The following is a 17,137-nucleotide window of genomic DNA, read 5'->3' on the forward strand; positions in this document are numbered from 1 at the left end:
CCAGACTTTTGCGCGGACCCCGCCCGCGCCCGTTAACCGGACCCCGATGAATCCACGCCTTTTCGCAGTGCTGCTTGCGCTGTCGTCATGGACGACGCTCGCCGACGCCGTCCCTTACCTGCCTAAATCCGACGGACAGGTGTTGGAACGGCTCCCGTTCAAGCCAAATGACCCGGTAGCGCGCGAACTCTCGCAACTGCGCGCCGCCCTGCGTCGCGACCCGCGCAACCTCGAGGTTGCCGTTACGCTTGCCAATCGATACTACGGGATGGTGGGCGAAGAAGGGGATCCGCGCTATCTCGGCTATGCACAGGCAGCGCTGGCTCCTTGGTGGGACTTGCCGATGCCGCCCGTCGACGTACAGGTGCTGCGAGCCAGCATCCGTCAGTTCCGGCATGACTTTGCCGGAGCCGTCGAAGATCTTGGTCAGGTACTGGAGCGCGACCCGCGCAATGCGCGTGCTCTTGCCTTGCGCGCGATCATTCATATCGTCCAGGCGCGCTATTCCCAGGCGCGCATCGACTGCCAGGTACTGCGAGGGGCTGGCAGCGCCCTCGTCGGATTCGGTTGCGAGTCGATGGTCGACGGAATGACCGGCAAGGCGGTTCCCGCGTATGCGGCGTTGAACACGACGGTCGGGAGGAGCGTCGATGTTGCGCCGCCAGACATGCTGTGGATTCAGATTCGTCTTGCCGAACTCGCGCAGCGTCAAGGGCGGGACGACCTGGCGGAATCCCACTTCCGGCAGGCGATGGACCTTGGCATTCCCGATACCTTCCTTCTTGCTGCCTATGCCGACCTCTTGCTCGACAAGAAGCGCTATCCGGAAGTCGTAACGCTACTCAAGGACAAGGCGCGTTCCGATGTGCTCTTGCTGCGTCTTGTGTTCGCCGAACGGGCACTCGGTTTGCCGACGGCGAAGGAGCGTGAGACTGCGCTTGCAGCGCGTTACGCGGCCTCGCAATTGAGGGGCGAAAGCGTCCATCAGCAGGAAGAAGCGCGCTTTGAACTCGTCGTCAGGAACGATGCAAAGAAGGCACTCGCACTGGCACAGGAGAACTGGAAAGTCCAGCGCGAACCGCGGGACGCCCGCATTTTCCTTGAGGCTGCTCTTGCCGCACGGGATGCCGCGGCGGCCCAGCCGGTGCTGCAGTGGCTGGAGGAAAGCGGAATTGAAGATGCGTATCTGCTCGACCTGGGGCGCCAGCTAAAGGGCGTGCGCTAATGATTGCGCGCCTGATTCTGCTGGTCGCCTTGCTGTTGCTTGTCCTTCCTGCGCAGGCGCACAAGCCGAGCGACAGCTATCTCACGCTTTCTGTCGACGGAGCGACGGTCAACGGGCAATGGGACATCGCGCTCCGTGACCTGGATTTCGCCATCGGCCTTGATGCCAACGGCGACGCCGAGATCACTTGGGGAGAAGTGCGGGACAAGCACGCCGCGATCGCGGCGTACGCCTTGCCGCGGCTGGCCATCTCGGCCGCCAACAAGCCATGCCCGGCGAACGTCACCGGGCACTTGATCGACGACCATACCGACGGTGCTTACGCAGTTCTCCGCTTCCGCGCGGACTGCAGCGAAGCGTCCGGCATTCTCCAGGTGCGCTACGGATTGTTCTTCGATCTCGACCCGCAGCACAAGGGGTTGCTGCGGCTGGAATACCAGGGAAGTTCCAGCACCGCCATCTTCAGTCCGGAGAAGGCAACCCAGGATTTCACCCTGGCGGCGCGGAGTAAATGGACGCAGTTTGCGGACTATGTACAAGAAGGGATCTGGCATATCTGGATCGGCTTCGACCACATTCTTTTCCTGCTCGCCCTGTTGCTGCCCGCCGTCGCGATGCGTGCCCGGCACGGCTGGCAGGCAGTCGATGCCTTCCGCCCGGCGTTCTGGAACGTCTTCAAGATCGTCACGTCATTTACTGTCGCCCATTCGATCACACTGTCGCTGGCGACGCTCGGGCTCGTCAGTTTGCCGTCACGACTGGTTGAGTCCGTGATCGCAGCTTCCGTTGTCGTCGCCGCGCTGAACAATGTCTTCCCGATATTTAGCGAGCGCCGCTGGGCCATGGCGTTTGCCTTCGGCCTTGTCCACGGTTTCGGTTTTGCGAGTGTCCTGGCGGACCTCGGGCTTCCCTCGGATGCGCTGATCCTTGCGCTGGTCGGCTTCAATGCCGGCGTCGAGCTTGGGCAACTGGCCATCGTGGCCGTGTTCCTGCCCCTGGCCTATGGCTTGCGCCGCACGTTGCTCTACCGGCGAGCGATACTTCTCGGCGGATCCTTGTTGATTGCCCTGCTCGCGGGCGTCTGGTTTGTCGAACGCGCATGGGATATGAAGCTGCTTTCGTTCTAATCCAGCTCCGAGGGCGACACTTCGCGTGTTTCGCCCGGCCATAACGGATGCGTCGCCAACGAAAACGGCCCGATGGCGATGCGTACCAGCCGCAGTGTCGGCAGTCCGACTGCCGCCGTCATTCGGCGGACCTGCCGGTTCTTCCCTTCGGACAGGGTAATCGCAAGCCAGCTCGTCGGCTTGTTCTCGCGGTGCCGAATCGGCGGATCGCGTTCCCATATCCAGTCCGGCGCTTCGATCGCGCTGACCTTGCACGGTTGCGTGACGAAGTCGCCGAGGTTCAGCGGGGCGGCCAGCCTCTCAAGCGTGCCTGTATCCGGCACGCCTTCCACCTGCACGATGTACGTCTTGGGCTGCTTGCTGTCGGGATGGCTGATGCGGTGCTGTAATTTTCCGTCATCGGTCAGCAGCACCAAGCCTTCGCTGTCGGCGTCCAGCCGGCCGGCGGGGTAGACGCCCGGGATATCGACATAGTCGGCAAGCGTCGTGCGAGCAGGATGGGGCGAAAACTGGCACATCACTTGGAACGGCTTGTTGAACAGAAAAAGCGCCATGCAATCTCGCAAAGGGTAATCGGGGTCAAGGAGGGCGTATTTTACGCTTTGAATGTGCTGGAATTTGGAGCTAATCTGGTAGGCGTCGCAGCTGGACCCTCCCGCCATATGATCAAACGCGTCTCCGCTCGCGTGCTGGCGTGTTGACGTTTTTGCACGAATGTTGACGTAAGTAAAAACTATGGCATCTCGTAAAATAGTGGTGCATAATCTGAAACGTGTCTTATGTCTTATATAAGACCGGAGCTTCGCTTTAAAACAAAAATTTAAAGTCAGGATCGGTCTTCCCTTTTCCTCCCCAACCCCCCGGAGCCTACGATGTATCAACATATCAAAGTGCCTGCCGACGGCAAAAAAATTACAGTCAATGCCGATTTCTCCCTGAACGTTCCCGACAATCCGATCATTCCTTACCTGGAAGGTGACGGCACGGGCGTGGACATTTCCCCGGTGATGATCAAGGTGGTTGACGCTGCGGTTGCCAAGGCATACGGCGGCAAGCGCAAGATCAGCTGGATGGAAATTTTCGCGGGTGAAAAGTCCACCAAGGTCTACGGTCCGGACGTGTGGCTGCCGGAAGAGACCCTGCAGGTACTGAAGGAATATGTTGTTTCGATCAAGGGCCCGCTGACGACTCCGGTCGGCGGCGGCATCCGTTCGCTGAACGTCGCACTGCGCCAGGAACTCGATCTGTACGTCTGCCTGCGCCCCGTGCGTTACTTCAAAGGCGTGCCTTCGCCGGTGCGTGAGCCGGAGAAGACCGACATGGTCATCTTCCGCGAGAACTCCGAAGACATCTACGCTGGCATCGAATGGGCGGAAGGTTCGGACGGCGCGAAGAAAATCATCGACTTCCTGATCAAGGAAATGGGTGTCAAGAAGATCCGCTTCCCGGGCACTTCCGGTATCGGCGTCAAGCCGGTCTCGCGCGAAGGCACTGAACGCCTGGTACGCAAGGCAATTCAGTACGCAATCGACAATGACAAGCCGTCCGTGACCATTGTCCACAAGGGCAACATCATGAAGTACACCGAAGGTGGCTTCCGTGACTGGGCCTACGCACTGGCACAAAAGGAATTCGGCGCCGAGCTGGTCGATGGCGGCCCGTGGTGCAAGTTCAAGAATCCGAAGACCGGCAAGGAAATCACGATCAAGGATTCGATCGCTGACGCGTTCCTGCAGCAGATCCTGCTGCGTCCGGCAGAGTACAGCGTCATCGCCACGTTGAACCTGAACGGCGACTACATCTCCGACGCGCTGGCTGCGCAGGTCGGCGGCATCGGTATCGCTCCGGGCGCCAACCTGTCCGACTCCGTCGCGATGTTCGAAGCTACCCACGGCACCGCACCGAAGTACGCAGGCAAGGACTACGTGAACCCGGGTTCGCTGATCCTGTCCGCTGAAATGATGTTGCGTCACATGGGCTGGGTTGAAGCGGCTGACCTGCTCATCACTTCGATGGAGAAGTCGATCACCTCGAAGAAGGTGACCTACGACTTTGCCCGCCTGATGGACGGCGCAACGCAAGTCTCCTGCTCCGGCTTCGGCGACGTGATGATCTCGAACATGTAATTCGAGCTGGGCAAGACAAAGAAGGCCGGACACTGTCCGGCCTTTTTTCATTCGTCGACGCTTACTTGATCTGCGTCTGCTCGAGCGCGAAGCGGATCAGGTCCGCCTGTCCTTCGATGCCGAGCTTGCGCTTGATGTTGAGGCGATGCGTCTCGACCGTACGTACGCTCAGGTTCATCTCGCGCGCGATGTGCTTGTTCGACTTCCCCGTCGCAATGCATTGCAATACTTCGCGTTCGCGCGGCGTCAGCAGCATCGCCGGAGGCATCGGGCGGGAAAGCTGCTTGGCCAGGCCCGCGCTGTAGTAAATGCCGCCCGACATGACGGTATCGATCGCGGTAATGATGTCGAGCGCCGGCGCATCCTTCAGCACGTAACCGCGGGCGCCGGCCTGAATCGCCTGCATCACATACTCCGCCTTGTCGTGCATGCTGAGCATGAGCACCGCAATCTCCGGGAACAAGGTATTGAAGCGCCCGGTCAGTTCGATGCCGTTCATTCCCGCTGCCAGATTGATGTCCATCAGCGCGAGGTCGATGTTCTGTTTGCCGGCCAGCTCCAATGCTTCAGTGGCGTTGCCGGCCTCGGCGACGACCGTGAAGTGCGGAATGGTTTCGAGGCGCGCGCGCAAGCCGTCTCGCACCAGGGGATGGTCGTCGACGAGAAGGATGTGGACAAAGGGCTGTGTAAGCATGGCGTTCAGGAACGAGGTAGGGTTGCTGTGACTTGCGTGCCCTCGGAAGAGGAGAGCAGTTCGAGTTTGCCGCCGATGGCATTGACGCGTTCGTGCATGTTGCGAAGGCCGATGCCGCGCTTCGGATGCTGGGCGATGCCGGCGACGTCGAAGCCGACCCCGTTGTCCGATACGACCAGCTTCACGTCTGTCTTGTCGCCGGCGAGGCGCACGATCACATTTGAGGCATTTGCGTGGCGCTTGATATTGGTGAGCGTCTCTTGCGCAATCCTGAAAAATACCGTGTTCGCCACGTCCGTCAAACCATCGATGGCGCCGTTGACCTCAAACTTCGTGGCGATCCCACTGTTTTCGCTGAATTCGCGTGTCAGGTGGTCCAGCGCAGCCGCAAGGCCGAGGTCATCGAGAAGGGCGGGCCGCAGGTCGTGCGAGATGCGCCGGACTTCGCCCAGGACGTCGTTGAGCTGGTGCGCGGCGCGGTCGAACGACGCGCGTGCCAGTTCGGGTTTGTTCGATTGGGCAATGAGTTTGGCAATGCCGGATTCGACCTGCAACTTGATTGACACCAACCACTGGCTGATGCCGTCGTGCAGGTCGCGTGACAAGCGCGCCCGTTCTTCTTCCTGGGAGCGCACGACGCGCTGGGCCAGTACGCGCAGCTTGGCGTCGGCCACGCGGTATTCACTGATATTCAATGCAAGTCCGGAGAGTGCGATGACCAAAACGCTCGCGATGGCAATACCGGCGATCCAAAGCATCGTGTTACGGATATTTCCCGAGATTTGCGTGTCTATCTTCGCCAGCGCGGCATCCACGTCGTCGAGATAGATGCCGGTGCCCAGCATCCAGCCCCAGCGATCCATCTGGATGACGTAGCCCAGCTTGGGGGCAAGCTTGCCGGAGGACGGTTTCTCCCAGAGATATCGGACGTAACCGCCACCCGCCTTGGCTTGTGCAATGAGACGCTGGATCGTCGGGCTGCCTTTGGGGTCGCGCAGTTCCCACAGGTCGCGGCCGACGAGTTGCGGCTGGCGAGGGTGCATCAGGTTCCTGCCCTCCAGGTTGTAAAGGAAGAAATAGCCGTCGTCGCCATAATCCAGTTTGGCGAGGATGGCCTTGGCTTCATTTTTTGTTGCTTCGTCATCGCGGCCGGAGTCGTAAAGGTGTGCGATCGCGCGTTCAGCGAGGGAAACATAATGCTTGAGTTCGGCTTCCTTACTGGCGAGATAGGCGGCTTCGACGGAGGCGCGCTGTTGTTGCGCGAGGATGGTTGCCTGGTACTGAACCGCGAATGCAATGGCGATCAGCGCCACGATCAGGGGCGCAATTGCGAGGACGATGATCTTTTGCCGGAGTTTCATTGGGCGTTACTTTACAGCTATTTCCACAGCAGGCGGCTACGCGGTTGTACGGAAGGAGTCGCCAGGTGGTAAATACTACCTGCTTGCAAAGGAGACCGGACGTGCGGCACGTGAAACGCATGGGCGAAAAAAAACCCCGCTGTGCGGGGTTTTCGTGCTCTTGCCAATCGCGGGTGATTAGGCGCCCTGGATATTGGAAGCTTGCTTGCCTTTCGGGCCTTGCGTGACTTCAAACTGAACCTTCTGACCTTCTTTGAGAGTCTTGAAGCCGTTCATCTGGATTGCGGAAAAGTGGGCGAACAAATCTTCACCGCCGTCATCCGGAGTGATGAATCCGAAGCCTTTCGAATCGTTGAACCACTTGACGGTACCTGTTGCCATAAAAGCGTCTTTCATTAATGACTAATCACACGAGCCGTAAAAGCAAGAAGCCTCGCGACACGCTGCCCCCTCTTTATAACTTGCTCACTTCTGTATTGACAATACCATAACGCCTGTGTTGTCAATCGATACCATTGTTCCTTCAAAAATTATAAAAGTCAAGGCAGTGTCAAGGCGGTTTTTGACATATTACAAGGAATTTGCACATGAATACGCCTTGATTTCGCGCTTTTCAGCATCATCTGCGCTTTGAGCAGAAAAGGGCTAATATCAATATACCGATGGAATATCCTTTTCTTTCCCGCACCGCGAGAAGTTGAACGCTTTAGAATAGACGAATGGCAACTCAGCACGATAACGGTACGGTACTTGCTAGGCAAGAGCAGAAGCTCAAGCCGCCGCCGATGTACCAGGTCCTGCTTTTAAACGATGACTACACGCCGATGGAGTTTGTCGTAGCGATCATTCAGGAGTACTTCAACAAGGATCGGGAGACCGCGACGCAGATCATGCTCAAGGTGCACCGTGACGGTAAAGGAATGTGTGGAGTCTATCCAAAAGACATAGCGTCCACTAAAGTAGAATTAGTTTTAACCCACGCTCGAAAGGCAGGGCATCCCTTGCAATGCGTGATGGAGGAAGCATGATTGCGCAGGAACTGGAAGTAAGTTTGCACATGGCGTTTGTCGAGGCTCGCCAGGCTCGCCATGAGTTCATCACAGTGGAGCACCTGCTGCTTGCGCTGCTCGACAATCCGTCGGCGGCCGAGGTGCTGCGTGCATGTGCAGTCAATATAGAAGACCTGCGCAAGACGCTGACCAATTTCATCAACGACAACACGCCGACCGTGCCGGGCACGAGCGAAGTGGACACGCAGCCGACGCTCGGCTTCCAGCGCGTGATCCAGCGCGCGATCATGCATGTGCAATCCGCGTCCAACGGGAAGAAGGAAGTCACCGGCGCAAACGTGCTGGTGGCGATCTTCGGTGAAAAAGATTCCCATGCCGTGTATTACTTGCACCAGCAAGGTGTGACGCGCCTCGACGTGGTGAATTTCATTTCGCACGGTGTGCGCAAGGACCAGCAGGCCGATCCGCAGAAGGCGCCGGAAGGCAGCGAGGAAGCCCAGGCCGAAGGCCAGCAGAAGGAAAGCCCGCTCGACCAGTTCACGCAGAACTTGAACAAGCTGGCTGCCGAAGGCAAGATCGATCCGCTGATCGGCCGCGAATCCGAAGTGGAGCGCGTCATCCAGACGCTCTGCCGCCGCCGCAAGAACAACCCGCTGCTCGTCGGCGAGGCCGGTGTTGGGAAAACCGCGATTGCGGAAGGTCTCGCCTGGCGCGTCACGCAAGGCGATGTGCCGGAAGTGTTGCAAAACGCCGTCGTGTATTCGCTCGACATGGGCGCACTGCTCGCGGGCACGAAGTATCGCGGTGATTTCGAGCAGCGACTGAAGGCGGTGCTGAAGCAATTGCGCGACAACCCGCACGGCATCCTGTTCATCGACGAGATCCACACGATCATTGGTGCGGGTTCCGCCTCGGGCGGCACGCTGGATGCATCCAACCTGCTGAAGCCGGCGCTTTCTTCCGGCCAGCTCAAGTGCATCGGTGCAACGACCTACACGGAATTCCGTGGCGTGTTCGAGAAGGATCACGCGCTGTCCCGTCGCTTCCAGAAGATCGACGTGACGGAGCCGACCGTCGAGCAGACCGTGCAGATCCTGCGCGGACTGAAGTCGCGCTTCGAGGAGCATCACGGCGTGAAGTATTCCGCTTCTGCGCTGACCTCCGCGGCGGAACTGGCTGCACGCTTCATCAACGACCGTCACCTGCCCGACAAGGCGATCGACGTGATCGACGAAGCGGGCGCAGCGCAGCGCATCCTGCCGAAGTCGAAGCAGAAGAAGACGATCGGCAAATCCGAGATCGAGGACATCATCTCGAAGATTGCGCGCATTCCTCCGCAGACTGTCAACCAGGACGACCGCACCAAGCTGCAAACGATCGACCGCGACCTGAAGAATGTCGTGTTCGGCCAGGATCCGGCCATCGAGGCGCTCGGTTCCGCGATCAAGATGGCGCGTGCCGGCCTGGGCAAGATGGACAAGCCGATCGGCTCCTTCCTCTTCTCTGGTCCGACGGGTGTCGGCAAGACCGAAGTCGCGAAGCAGCTGGCCTTCATCCTCGGCATCGAGCTGATCCGTTTCGACATGTCCGAGTACATGGAGCGTCATGCCGTGTCTCGGCTGATCGGCGCGCCTCCGGGCTATGTCGGTTTCGACCAGGGCGGCCTGCTGACCGAGGCGATCACCAAGAAGCCGCATGCGGTGCTGCTGCTCGACGAGATCGAGAAGGCGCATCCGGATATCTTCAATATCCTGCTGCAGGTGATGGACCACGGAACGCTGACCGACAACAACGGCCGCAAGGCGGATTTCCGCAACGTGATCATCATCATGACCACGAACGCGGGTGCCGAGAGCCTGCAGAAGCGCACGATCGGTTTCACCGAGAAGAAGGAATCGGGCGACGAGATGGCGGACATCAAGCGCATGTTCACGCCGGAATTCCGCAATCGTCTCGACGGCATCATCAGCTTCAAGGCGCTCGACGAAGACATCATCCTGCGCGTGGTGGACAAGTTCCTCATGCAGCTGGAAGAGCAGCTCCACGAGAAGAAGGTGGATGCCGTCTTCACCGAGAACCTGCGCAAGTTCCTCGGCAAGAAGGGCTTCGACCCGCTCATGGGCGCGCGTCCGATGTCCCGCCTGATCCAGGACATGATTCGCAAGGCGCTGGCCGACGAACTGCTGTTTGGCCGCCTCGTTTCGGGTGGCAAGGTGACGGTGGACCTCGACGAGAATGAGCAGATCAAACTCGATTTCGCCGAAGGCGATGCGCCGCCGCCGGCTGCGCCGGAAGAGACGCTGGAAGTCGAATAAGCGTCAGAGCCGCAATCAGGAGCCCGAACCCATGCAAGTGGGTTCGGGCTTTTTACTTTACTGCGCGGGATTGGTGACTTCGCGGTGGATGGCGTTGATGCTTTCGATGACCTGCTCAGGCAGGGCGATCGACAGGGCATCGATGTCTTCCTGCAGTTGCGGGATCGTGGTTGCGCCGATGATCGTCGATGCGACGAACCAGCGTGAATAGCACCATGCAAGGGCCAGCTGTGCGGGCGTCATGCTGTTCGCCCGAGCAAGCGCCGCGTAGCGTTTCGTTGCTTCCGCGACTGAGGGTCGCAGGTAGCGCGGGCTCCAGTTGGGTGGGAAGAGGGTCAGCCTGCCATGCGCCTTCGGATTGTCGAGGTATTTCGCGCTGAGCTGGCCGAAGGCAAGCGGGCTGTAGGCGAGAAGGCTGACATTCTCGCGATAGCAGGTCTCGTCCAGTCCATTCTCGAAGCTGCGGTTGACCAGGTTGTACGCGTTCTGGATCGAGACAATCCGGGGCAGTCCGCGCGCGTCCGCCTGCTTGATGAATTCGCATACCCCCCACGGCGTCTCGTTCGAGACGCCGATATGCCTGATCTTGCCGGCCTTGATGAGTTCGCCGAGTGCGGCGAGTGTCTCTTCGATTGCAATGCAGGTGCGCTCCTTCTGCGGGTCGAAGGATATCTGGCCAAAGATCGGCGCATTGCGGCTGGGCCAATGCAACTGGTAGAGGTCGATGTAGTCCGTCTGCAGGCGCTTGAGGCTATTGTCGACGGCAACGCGCAGGTTGGCAGCATCGAAATCGCTTCGCCCATTGCGTATCCATGTCATTCCGCGCGAGGGGCCGGCGGCCTTCGTGGCGAGGACAATCTGACTGCGCTTTCCGGATTTCTTCAGCCAGCTGCCGATAGCTGCCTCGGTACGCCCCGTCGTTTCCGCGCGGGGCATCACCGGGTACATCTCGGCGGTGTCGATGAAGTTGATGCCGCGCTCGAGCGCGTAGTCGAGCTGTCTGTGCGCCTCGGCTTCGGAGTTCTGTTCTCCGAACGTCATCGTCCCGAGGCAGATCCTGGAAACGGTGAGGTCGCTGTTGCCTAGGGTGATCTTTTCCATGGTGTTCTGTCAGTGGCGTTCCGCCATGGTGGCGGAACATGACAGAACTTTAACGTGAATTGCGCAGCGCTGCTGCGCACTCCTTCACAAGGGCGGAGCCGCGATAGATCAATCCGGTGTACAGCTGCACCAGCGAGGCGCCGGCGGCGATCTTGGCCTGGGCATTGTCGCCGGAAAGGATGCCGCCGACACCGATGATGGGCAGTGCATCGCCCAGTTCGGATTTCAGTGCGCGGATGACGATGTTCGACATCTCGAAGACCGGTGCGCCCGACAGGCCGCCGGTTTCTTCCGCGTGCGGCAGGCCTTTCACGGCGTCGCGGGTGATCGTCGTGTTGGTGGCGATCACGGCATCCATCTTGTGCTGGAGAAGCGCCGCGGCAATGGATTTCACCTGGTCGCCGTCCACGTCGGGCGCGATCTTCAATGCAATCGGCACATAACGCTTGTGCTTGTCCGCCAGGCGCTGCTGGGCGTCTTTCAATTGCGCGAGCAGCGCGTCGAGCTCGGAACCGCCTTGCAGCTGGCGCAGGTTCTTGGTGTTCGGCGAGGAAATGTTGACCGTGACATAGCTGGCGTAGGGATAGACCTTTTCCAGGCAATGCAGGTAGTCGTCGGCGGCACGCTCGATCGGCGTGTCGGCATTCTTGCCGATGTTCAGGCCGAGCACGCCTTCCTTGTTCTGGTAAAACTTCGAGGCCTGCACGTTCGCGACGAAGGCATCGACGCCGCCGTTGTTGAAGCCCATGCGGTTGATCACGGCATTGGCTTGCGGCAGGCGGAAGATGCGCGGCTTCGGATTGCCGGGTTGCGCGCGCGGCGTCACGGTGCCGACTTCGATGAAGCCGAAACCGAGTGCGGCCAATCCGTCGATATAGGCGCCGTCCTTGTCGAGGCCGGCGGCCAGGCCGACGGGGTTGGGGAAGGTGATGCCCATGACCGTGCGGGGATCGCGCGCGGGCTTGCCGACCAGCGCGGTCAGGCCGCAGGCAGCCGCATTCTTCAGGGCAGGCAGGGTGAGGTTGTGCGCGGTTTCCGGATCGAGCGAGAACAGCAGGGGGCGGGTAAGGGCGTAGAGCAGTTTGTCGGACATGGGGAGCAACGGAAAGAGCGCGCGTTGAAAAAGGCGCTATTTTACTATTGCCGGCAAGTATGGCCGGAAATCAGTTCTCCGGTTGCCACGGCTGCCAGCGTCCCCGCTGCAGCGCTTCGAGCGGCTGGAAGTTTACCTTGTAAGCCATCTTGCGGCTGTCGCGTATCCAGTAGCCGAGATACACATAGGGCATGCGCAGGCGCCGGGCCTGTTCGATCTGCCAGAGCACGTTGTAGGTGCCGTAGGAGGCGCCTTCGACGTCCGGATCGTAAAACGTGTACACCGACGACAAGCCGTCGTTCAGCACATCGATAATGCTCACCATGCGCAAGGTGCCATCCCGGTCGCGGAATTCGACGAGGCGGGTGTTGACCTTGCTTTGGAGCAGGAACTGCGCGTACTGGTCGCGGCTATCCTGGTCCATGCCGCCACCTGCGTGCCGCGCAGCCTGGTAGCGGAGATAAAGCTCGTAATGCTCGGGGACGAAGGACAGGGTCGTCACCCAGGTCGCCATGCCTTCGTGGCGCTTCCACGCGCGGCGCTGGCTGCGGTTCGGCGTGAAATCCTCGACCTTCACACGAACCGGAATACAGGCATTGCAGCCGTCGCAGTAGGGGCGGTAGGTGAAGATGCCGCTGCGCCGGAAACCGTTCTTGACCAGCTCGGAATAGACGTCGGCGTTGATCAGGTTGGACGGCGTCGCTACCTGGGAGCGCGCCTGCCGTCCGTCCAGGTAGCTGCAGGGGTAGGGCGCAGTCGCGTAAAACTGCAGCGTTGCAAAAGGCAGGTCTTTTAGGTGCGTCATGTGCGGGAAGCCTGACTACGATATCGGTAATTTACACTGTTAGCGCGTCAATGCGCAGGGCTTTTGCAGCGCCGGTCAAAACAGGTTTTCCGGCTTCCACGCCGTGATGGGAGGAAGGGCGGTTGCCTGTCGCAAATGCCTGACGAAGTCCTTGCGCGGGATCGGTACGGCGCCGAGCGACGCGAGATGGCCGGTCTCCTGCTGGCAATCGATCAGGGTCACGCCATTCGCTCGCAGGAAGTGGACCAGCCAGGCGAGGGCGATTTTCGACGCATCCGTTACGCGCGCAAACATCGACTCGCCATAGAACATCCGGCCGATGCAGACGCCATACGCGCCCCCGACGAGTTGCCCGTCCAGCCATACCTCCGAAGAGTGTGCATAGCCTTGCCGGTGCAGCCCGACATAGCCGCGGACGATGTCGTCCGAAATCCAGGTGCCGGCGCCATCCTTGCGCGGCGAAGCGCACGCGCGCATCACCTCGTCGAACGCGGAGTCGAAGCGGACTTCCCACCTGCGGTCGGTCGACATGCTCCGTTGGACTTTCTTCAACGTTTTTTTCAGACTGTGCGAAATGGCGAAGCGTTCAGTAAACAGCACCATGCGCGGATCGGTGCTCCACCAGAGGATGGGCTGACCCTCCGAAAACCACGGAAAGATCCCGTGGCGATACGCCTCCAGCAAGCGCGCCGGCGACAGATCGGCACCGGCCGCCAATAGTCCGGGTGCGCCATCCTCTTCCGTCAATGCGCAGCTCACGTCCGGAAAGGGGGAGTCCGTCTCCAGCCAAGGAATCATCGTGTCTCCCCAAACTGGACGGCGAAAATGCACTGCAACGGTGCATTTTCGTTTATACCAACTATTGTCAAAAAAATTTCCACTTGTAAATCAAATAGTTGCCTGTTTGCACCAAAATGGAATAGATTTTGCTTCATGGATGAGCATTAAACCAATCTTGCACACTAACAGGGAGAGTGTTTTTCATGGATGCGCTTAAAAACGGTGCCGATGCCTTATTTATCCTGCTCGGCGCCATCATGATTCTTGCCATGCACGCCGGGTTCGCGTTTCTCGAGCTTGGCACCGTGCGCAAGAAGAACCAGGTCAATGCCTTGGTCAAAATCTTAGTCGATTTTGCCGTTTCAACGATTGCCTATTTCTTTATCGGCTACAGCATTGCCTACGGCGTCGACTTTTTCTCCGACGCCACGACGCTTGCCCAAAAGAATGGCTACGAGCTGGTCAAGTTCTTCTTCCTGCTGACGTTTGCAGCGGCGATTCCGGCCATCATCTCGGGCGGCATTGCCGAACGGGCGCGCTTCTATCCGCAGCTGGCCGCAACGGCGCTGCTGGTGGGCCTGGTCTATCCCTTCTTTGAAGGCATCGTCTGGAACCAGAAGTTTGGTATCCAGGCATGGCTGAAGGCAGCGTTCTCGGAAGAATTCCACGACTTCGCCGGCTCGGTGGTGGTGCATGCGGTCGGCGGCTGGGCCGCGTTGCCGGCGGTGCTGCTGCTCGGCGCACGCCGCGGGCGTTACTCGAAAGATGGCGCCATCGCCGCGCATCCGCCTTCAAACATTCCTTTCCTCGCCCTCGGCGCATGGATCCTGACCGTCGGCTGGTTCGGCTTCAACGTCATGAGTGCGCAGGCGCTGGACAAGATGAATGGCCTGGTCGCGCTCAACTCCCTGATGGCCATGGTCGGCGGTACGCTGGTGGCAGTACTGCTGGGCAAGAACGACCCCGGCTTTGCCTACAACGGCCCGCTCGCCGGCCTGGTCGCCGTGTGCGCGGGGTCGGACCTGATGCATCCCCTCGGTGCGTTGATTACCGGCGGCATTGCAGGCGCGATCTTTGTCTGGATGTTCACGCTAACGCAGAACAAGTGGAAAATCGACGACGTGCTCGGCGTGTGGCCGCTGCACGGCCTGTGCGGCGCATGGGGCGGACTTGCTGCCGGGATCTTCGGCCTGAAGGCGCTGGGCGGGATTGGCGGCGTGTCGTTCATGTCGCAGCTGATCGGTACACTCATGGGTCTGACGATTGCTGCGCTTGGCGGACTGGTCATCTACGGCCTGTTGAAGAAGCTCGTCGGCCTGCGTCTCGATCCGGAGCAGGAATTTGACGGCGCCGATCTGTCCATTCATCGCATCAGCGCCACCGCGGAGCGCGAGACGAGCTGGTAAGACGATAGATACGGGCGGTATTCGCAGGAGCAACGCTTCCTCCTGGAATACCGCCCCGGTTTTCCCTCTGCAAACTCCTTCCCTGACCATCGGTCATCCGGCCGCGGGAATTTTCCCGGCCGGAACATGCCGTCGTTACGCCGTCGAATTTCAACGCGTGCGGAACTGTCTCATGCAAGCCGCAAAAACATGGCACGACGTAAACGGCTTTTATCTTTTCTCAATACCGCTGACGTCGTCGCTTCTTCGGCGTGCCTACCTCCTGTATAAACGGCGACATAACCGAAAATAATTTGTTACCGGAGCCATGTGAATTGTCAGGAGCAGTCCCATGCTTTCCAAACAAGTCAGCAGGCGAGACTTTGTCAAAGCGTCGTTATCCGCCGTTGCAGTCGCTTCGCTACCAACCAAATACGTGTTCGGCCAGACCACGATCAGGGTACGTCAGGAATGGACCGAGTTTCGAAGCAGCCCAAACTATGCCTCCTTCATTGACGCCGTACGCCGCATGCGCGCCAATACGAATACCAACGATCCGGCGAGTTGGGGTTACTGGACCAACGTACACGTGAATTTCTGTCCGCACGACATTGCCTATTTTCTGGCCTGGCACCGCGGCTATCTGTATTACTTCGATCAGCAACTAAGGACAGTTTCAGGCAACAACAACCTTACGCTTCCCTACTGGGACTACTACCGAAATCCGAACATCCCCTCAGAGTTCACCGACCCCGCCACCAGTAATCCGCTCTACGTCCCGCGCACCAATACCAACGTCTACAGCGCCTTGTCCCTCACGCCATTCGGGTCGACAGTGTGGAATTTCGAACGGGGTCGAACGAACGCCTTCGAACCGCTGATCGAGTCACGTCCGCACAATCCGGTACACAACATCATTGGCGGCGCGATGGGTGGCCTGCGCTCGCCAAACGATCCGATCTTCTATCTGCACCACGCAAACGTCGATCGCCTCTGGCATGCGTGGGCTCTGCCGGACGGCAAAGGGATCCCATGGGTGACGGCGCCATACTGGCAGGGCAGCTTCAGCTATGCGACGAACCTGACCTTGCCGCGCGCACAGTGCTATCACCCCAACCGTGTCGGAACCGACTACGCCAACCTGAACAAGCCGACGTCACTGCCGCCACAGGCGCAAACGGCGCGCATCATCCGCGTACAGTTCCAGCCCGGCGGCGGCCGGCCCGCGCTGGGAGATTTCCCCGCAACCGCACCGCGCGCCATCGGAAACGGCCGTTCCCTGGGCGGTGCACGGGACGTCGTCCTGACGGAGCGCTCGGTCAGTGTGCGCCTTCCCGTTCCCGCGCAAGACCGCGCTTCCTTGCAATCCATTGCGCAGAATGCTGCAGGTCGCTCGTCCGGCGGTGCTCCCCCGTCGGGAACGTATCGTTCGGTATCCGTGGTCCTGGATAATCCGCGTGTCCTCAATGCGGCGCGCGGCGGCGGCTTCTTCTATAACATCTATCTCAACCTGCCCGAGAGCGGCGATCCCTCGTCGTCGGAGCAGCATTTCCTGGGAACGATCGGGCCCTTCGAAATCGAATCCGCTTCGCATCACGGCGCGCCACGCCTGTCCCTGCAGGCGACGGACGTCCTGGCGAATGTCGGCGCGGGCGACCTCAGTGCGCTGACGGTGTCTATCGTTCGCGTGAACGGACAGAATTTCCCGTCCGGTGCCGCGATTTCCATCGGCGAGCTGCGCGTCGAACTCTCGACGGAAGAACCCTTCGATACCAGCCCTCACGTGCCCAAGCCGGCCGGCGAGCCGTACCGCTAGGGACGGCAGGCTTTCGAGCGCACCCTCTCTTTGCATCATGCCCGGTACGAGCGAAGCCGCAAGGCTTCGCTCGTATCCGCCGCTTCCCGCCCGTCCGTCGCAAGCGAGATCGAAAAAGTCCAACGGTCTTCCATCATTCACACGAAACCAATCGAGATTTCGTACTTATCTTATGTCCCCACGCTGCGTAAATTGGTAAGCATTCCATTTGTCTGCCCATGTCTGCGGATCCGGCCGGAAGGAGACATGTCGTCGCGATAGAACGGCGCCGGCCGATGCTGGGCCTTGCCGTCAGCACA

15 protein-coding genes are annotated in these 17,137 nt (G+C 59.7%); 7 read left to right on the plus strand and 8 right to left on the minus strand.

The annotated features are described in order from the left end of the window. Positions 1-46: 46 nt before the first annotated feature. Positions 47-1,225 carry a hypothetical protein gene (locus tag ACNOHI_RS20930; RefSeq protein ID WP_420476645.1) on the plus strand — a complete coding sequence of 393 codons (1,179 nt, stop codon included), beginning with the start codon at positions 47-49 and terminating at the stop codon, positions 1,223-1,225. Next, a complete protein-coding gene (locus tag ACNOHI_RS20935; protein ID WP_420476646.1) occupies positions 1,225-2,352 on the plus strand; it encodes a HupE/UreJ family protein in 1,128 nt (375 codons plus the stop codon). Before ACNOHI_RS20930 ends, ACNOHI_RS20935 begins: the two co-directional genes overlap by 1 nt. On the opposite strand, the gene ACNOHI_RS20940 is transcribed toward ACNOHI_RS20935, so the two are convergent. Beyond that, complete coding sequence (locus ACNOHI_RS20940; protein ID WP_420476647.1) at positions 2,349-2,906, minus strand: pseudouridine synthase; 558 nt, start codon at positions 2,904-2,906, stop codon at positions 2,349-2,351. The genes ACNOHI_RS20935 and ACNOHI_RS20940 overlap by 4 nt on opposite strands. 318 nt (positions 2,907-3,224) lie before the next feature. Between ACNOHI_RS20940 and icd the strand changes: the two genes are divergently transcribed. Beyond that, the gene (icd, locus tag ACNOHI_RS20945; protein WP_420476648.1) at positions 3,225-4,478 is read left to right on the plus strand and encodes an NADP-dependent isocitrate dehydrogenase; all 1,254 of its coding nucleotides are present in this window, start codon (positions 3,225-3,227) and stop codon (positions 4,476-4,478) included. Between the two features lie 61 nt (positions 4,479-4,539). Here the strand turns inward: icd and ACNOHI_RS20950 are convergent, their stop codons facing one another. The 3 genes from ACNOHI_RS20950 to cspE all read right to left on the minus strand — a co-directional run bounded on the left by ACNOHI_RS20950 (position 4,540) and on the right by cspE (position 6,914). Next, positions 4,540-5,172, minus strand: coding sequence for a response regulator transcription factor (locus ACNOHI_RS20950; RefSeq protein WP_420476649.1), 633 nt, complete (start codon positions 5,170-5,172; stop codon positions 4,540-4,542). A 5-nt stretch (positions 5,173-5,177) separates the two neighbouring features. Next, positions 5,178-6,533, minus strand: coding sequence for a cache domain-containing protein (locus ACNOHI_RS20955; protein ID WP_420476650.1), 1,356 nt, complete (start codon positions 6,531-6,533; stop codon positions 5,178-5,180). 177 nt (positions 6,534-6,710) lie between these two features. Further along, positions 6,711-6,914, minus strand: coding sequence for a cold-shock protein (gene cspE / locus ACNOHI_RS20960; protein WP_088710311.1), 204 nt, complete (start codon positions 6,912-6,914; stop codon positions 6,711-6,713). Positions 6,915-7,252: 338 nt separating this feature from the next. Here cspE and clpS point away from each other — a divergent pair, with 338 nt between their 5' ends. Beyond that, a complete protein-coding gene (gene clpS, locus ACNOHI_RS20965; RefSeq protein ID WP_088710310.1) occupies positions 7,253-7,561 on the plus strand; it encodes an ATP-dependent Clp protease adapter ClpS in 309 nt (102 codons plus the stop codon). After that, positions 7,558-9,858 carry an ATP-dependent Clp protease ATP-binding subunit ClpA gene (gene clpA / locus ACNOHI_RS20970; protein WP_420476651.1) on the plus strand — a complete coding sequence of 767 codons (2,301 nt, stop codon included), beginning with the start codon at positions 7,558-7,560 and terminating at the stop codon, positions 9,856-9,858. The genes clpS and clpA overlap by 4 nt, the downstream gene beginning before the upstream one ends. 57 nt (positions 9,859-9,915) lie before the next feature. Here the strand turns inward: clpA and ACNOHI_RS20975 are convergent, their stop codons facing one another. From ACNOHI_RS20975 to aat, 4 genes are all read right to left on the minus strand, one after another. Beyond that, entirely contained in the window at positions 9,916-10,959 is a 1,044-nt protein-coding gene (locus ACNOHI_RS20975; protein WP_420476652.1) for an aldo/keto reductase, read from the minus strand. Between the two features lie 49 nt (positions 10,960-11,008). Next, complete coding sequence (locus ACNOHI_RS20980) at positions 11,009-12,052, minus strand: quinone-dependent dihydroorotate dehydrogenase (protein WP_420476653.1); 1,044 nt, start codon at positions 12,050-12,052, stop codon at positions 11,009-11,011. Between the two features lie 70 nt (positions 12,053-12,122). Further along, positions 12,123-12,857, minus strand: a complete 735-nt coding sequence (locus ACNOHI_RS20985; protein WP_420476654.1) for an arginyltransferase — start codon at positions 12,855-12,857, stop codon at positions 12,123-12,125. Between the two features lie 75 nt (positions 12,858-12,932). After that, complete coding sequence (gene aat, locus ACNOHI_RS20990) at positions 12,933-13,655, minus strand: leucyl/phenylalanyl-tRNA--protein transferase (RefSeq protein ID WP_420476655.1); 723 nt, start codon at positions 13,653-13,655, stop codon at positions 12,933-12,935. A 185-nt stretch (positions 13,656-13,840) separates the two neighbouring features. Between aat and ACNOHI_RS20995 the strand changes: the two genes are divergently transcribed. Further along, positions 13,841-15,043: an ammonium transporter gene (locus ACNOHI_RS20995; RefSeq protein WP_420476656.1), complete on the plus strand. Its 1,203-nt coding sequence runs from the start codon at positions 13,841-13,843 to the stop codon at positions 15,041-15,043. 331 nt (positions 15,044-15,374) lie between these two features. Beyond that, positions 15,375-16,838 carry a tyrosinase family protein gene (locus ACNOHI_RS21000; RefSeq protein WP_420476657.1) on the plus strand — a complete coding sequence of 488 codons (1,464 nt, stop codon included), beginning with the start codon at positions 15,375-15,377 and terminating at the stop codon, positions 16,836-16,838. The last annotated feature ends 299 nt before the right edge of the window (positions 16,839-17,137 follow it).

It is taken from the genome of Noviherbaspirillum sp. ST9 (assembly GCF_048799745.1).
GTDB lineage: Bacteria > Pseudomonadota > Gammaproteobacteria > Burkholderiales > Burkholderiaceae_D > Noviherbaspirillum.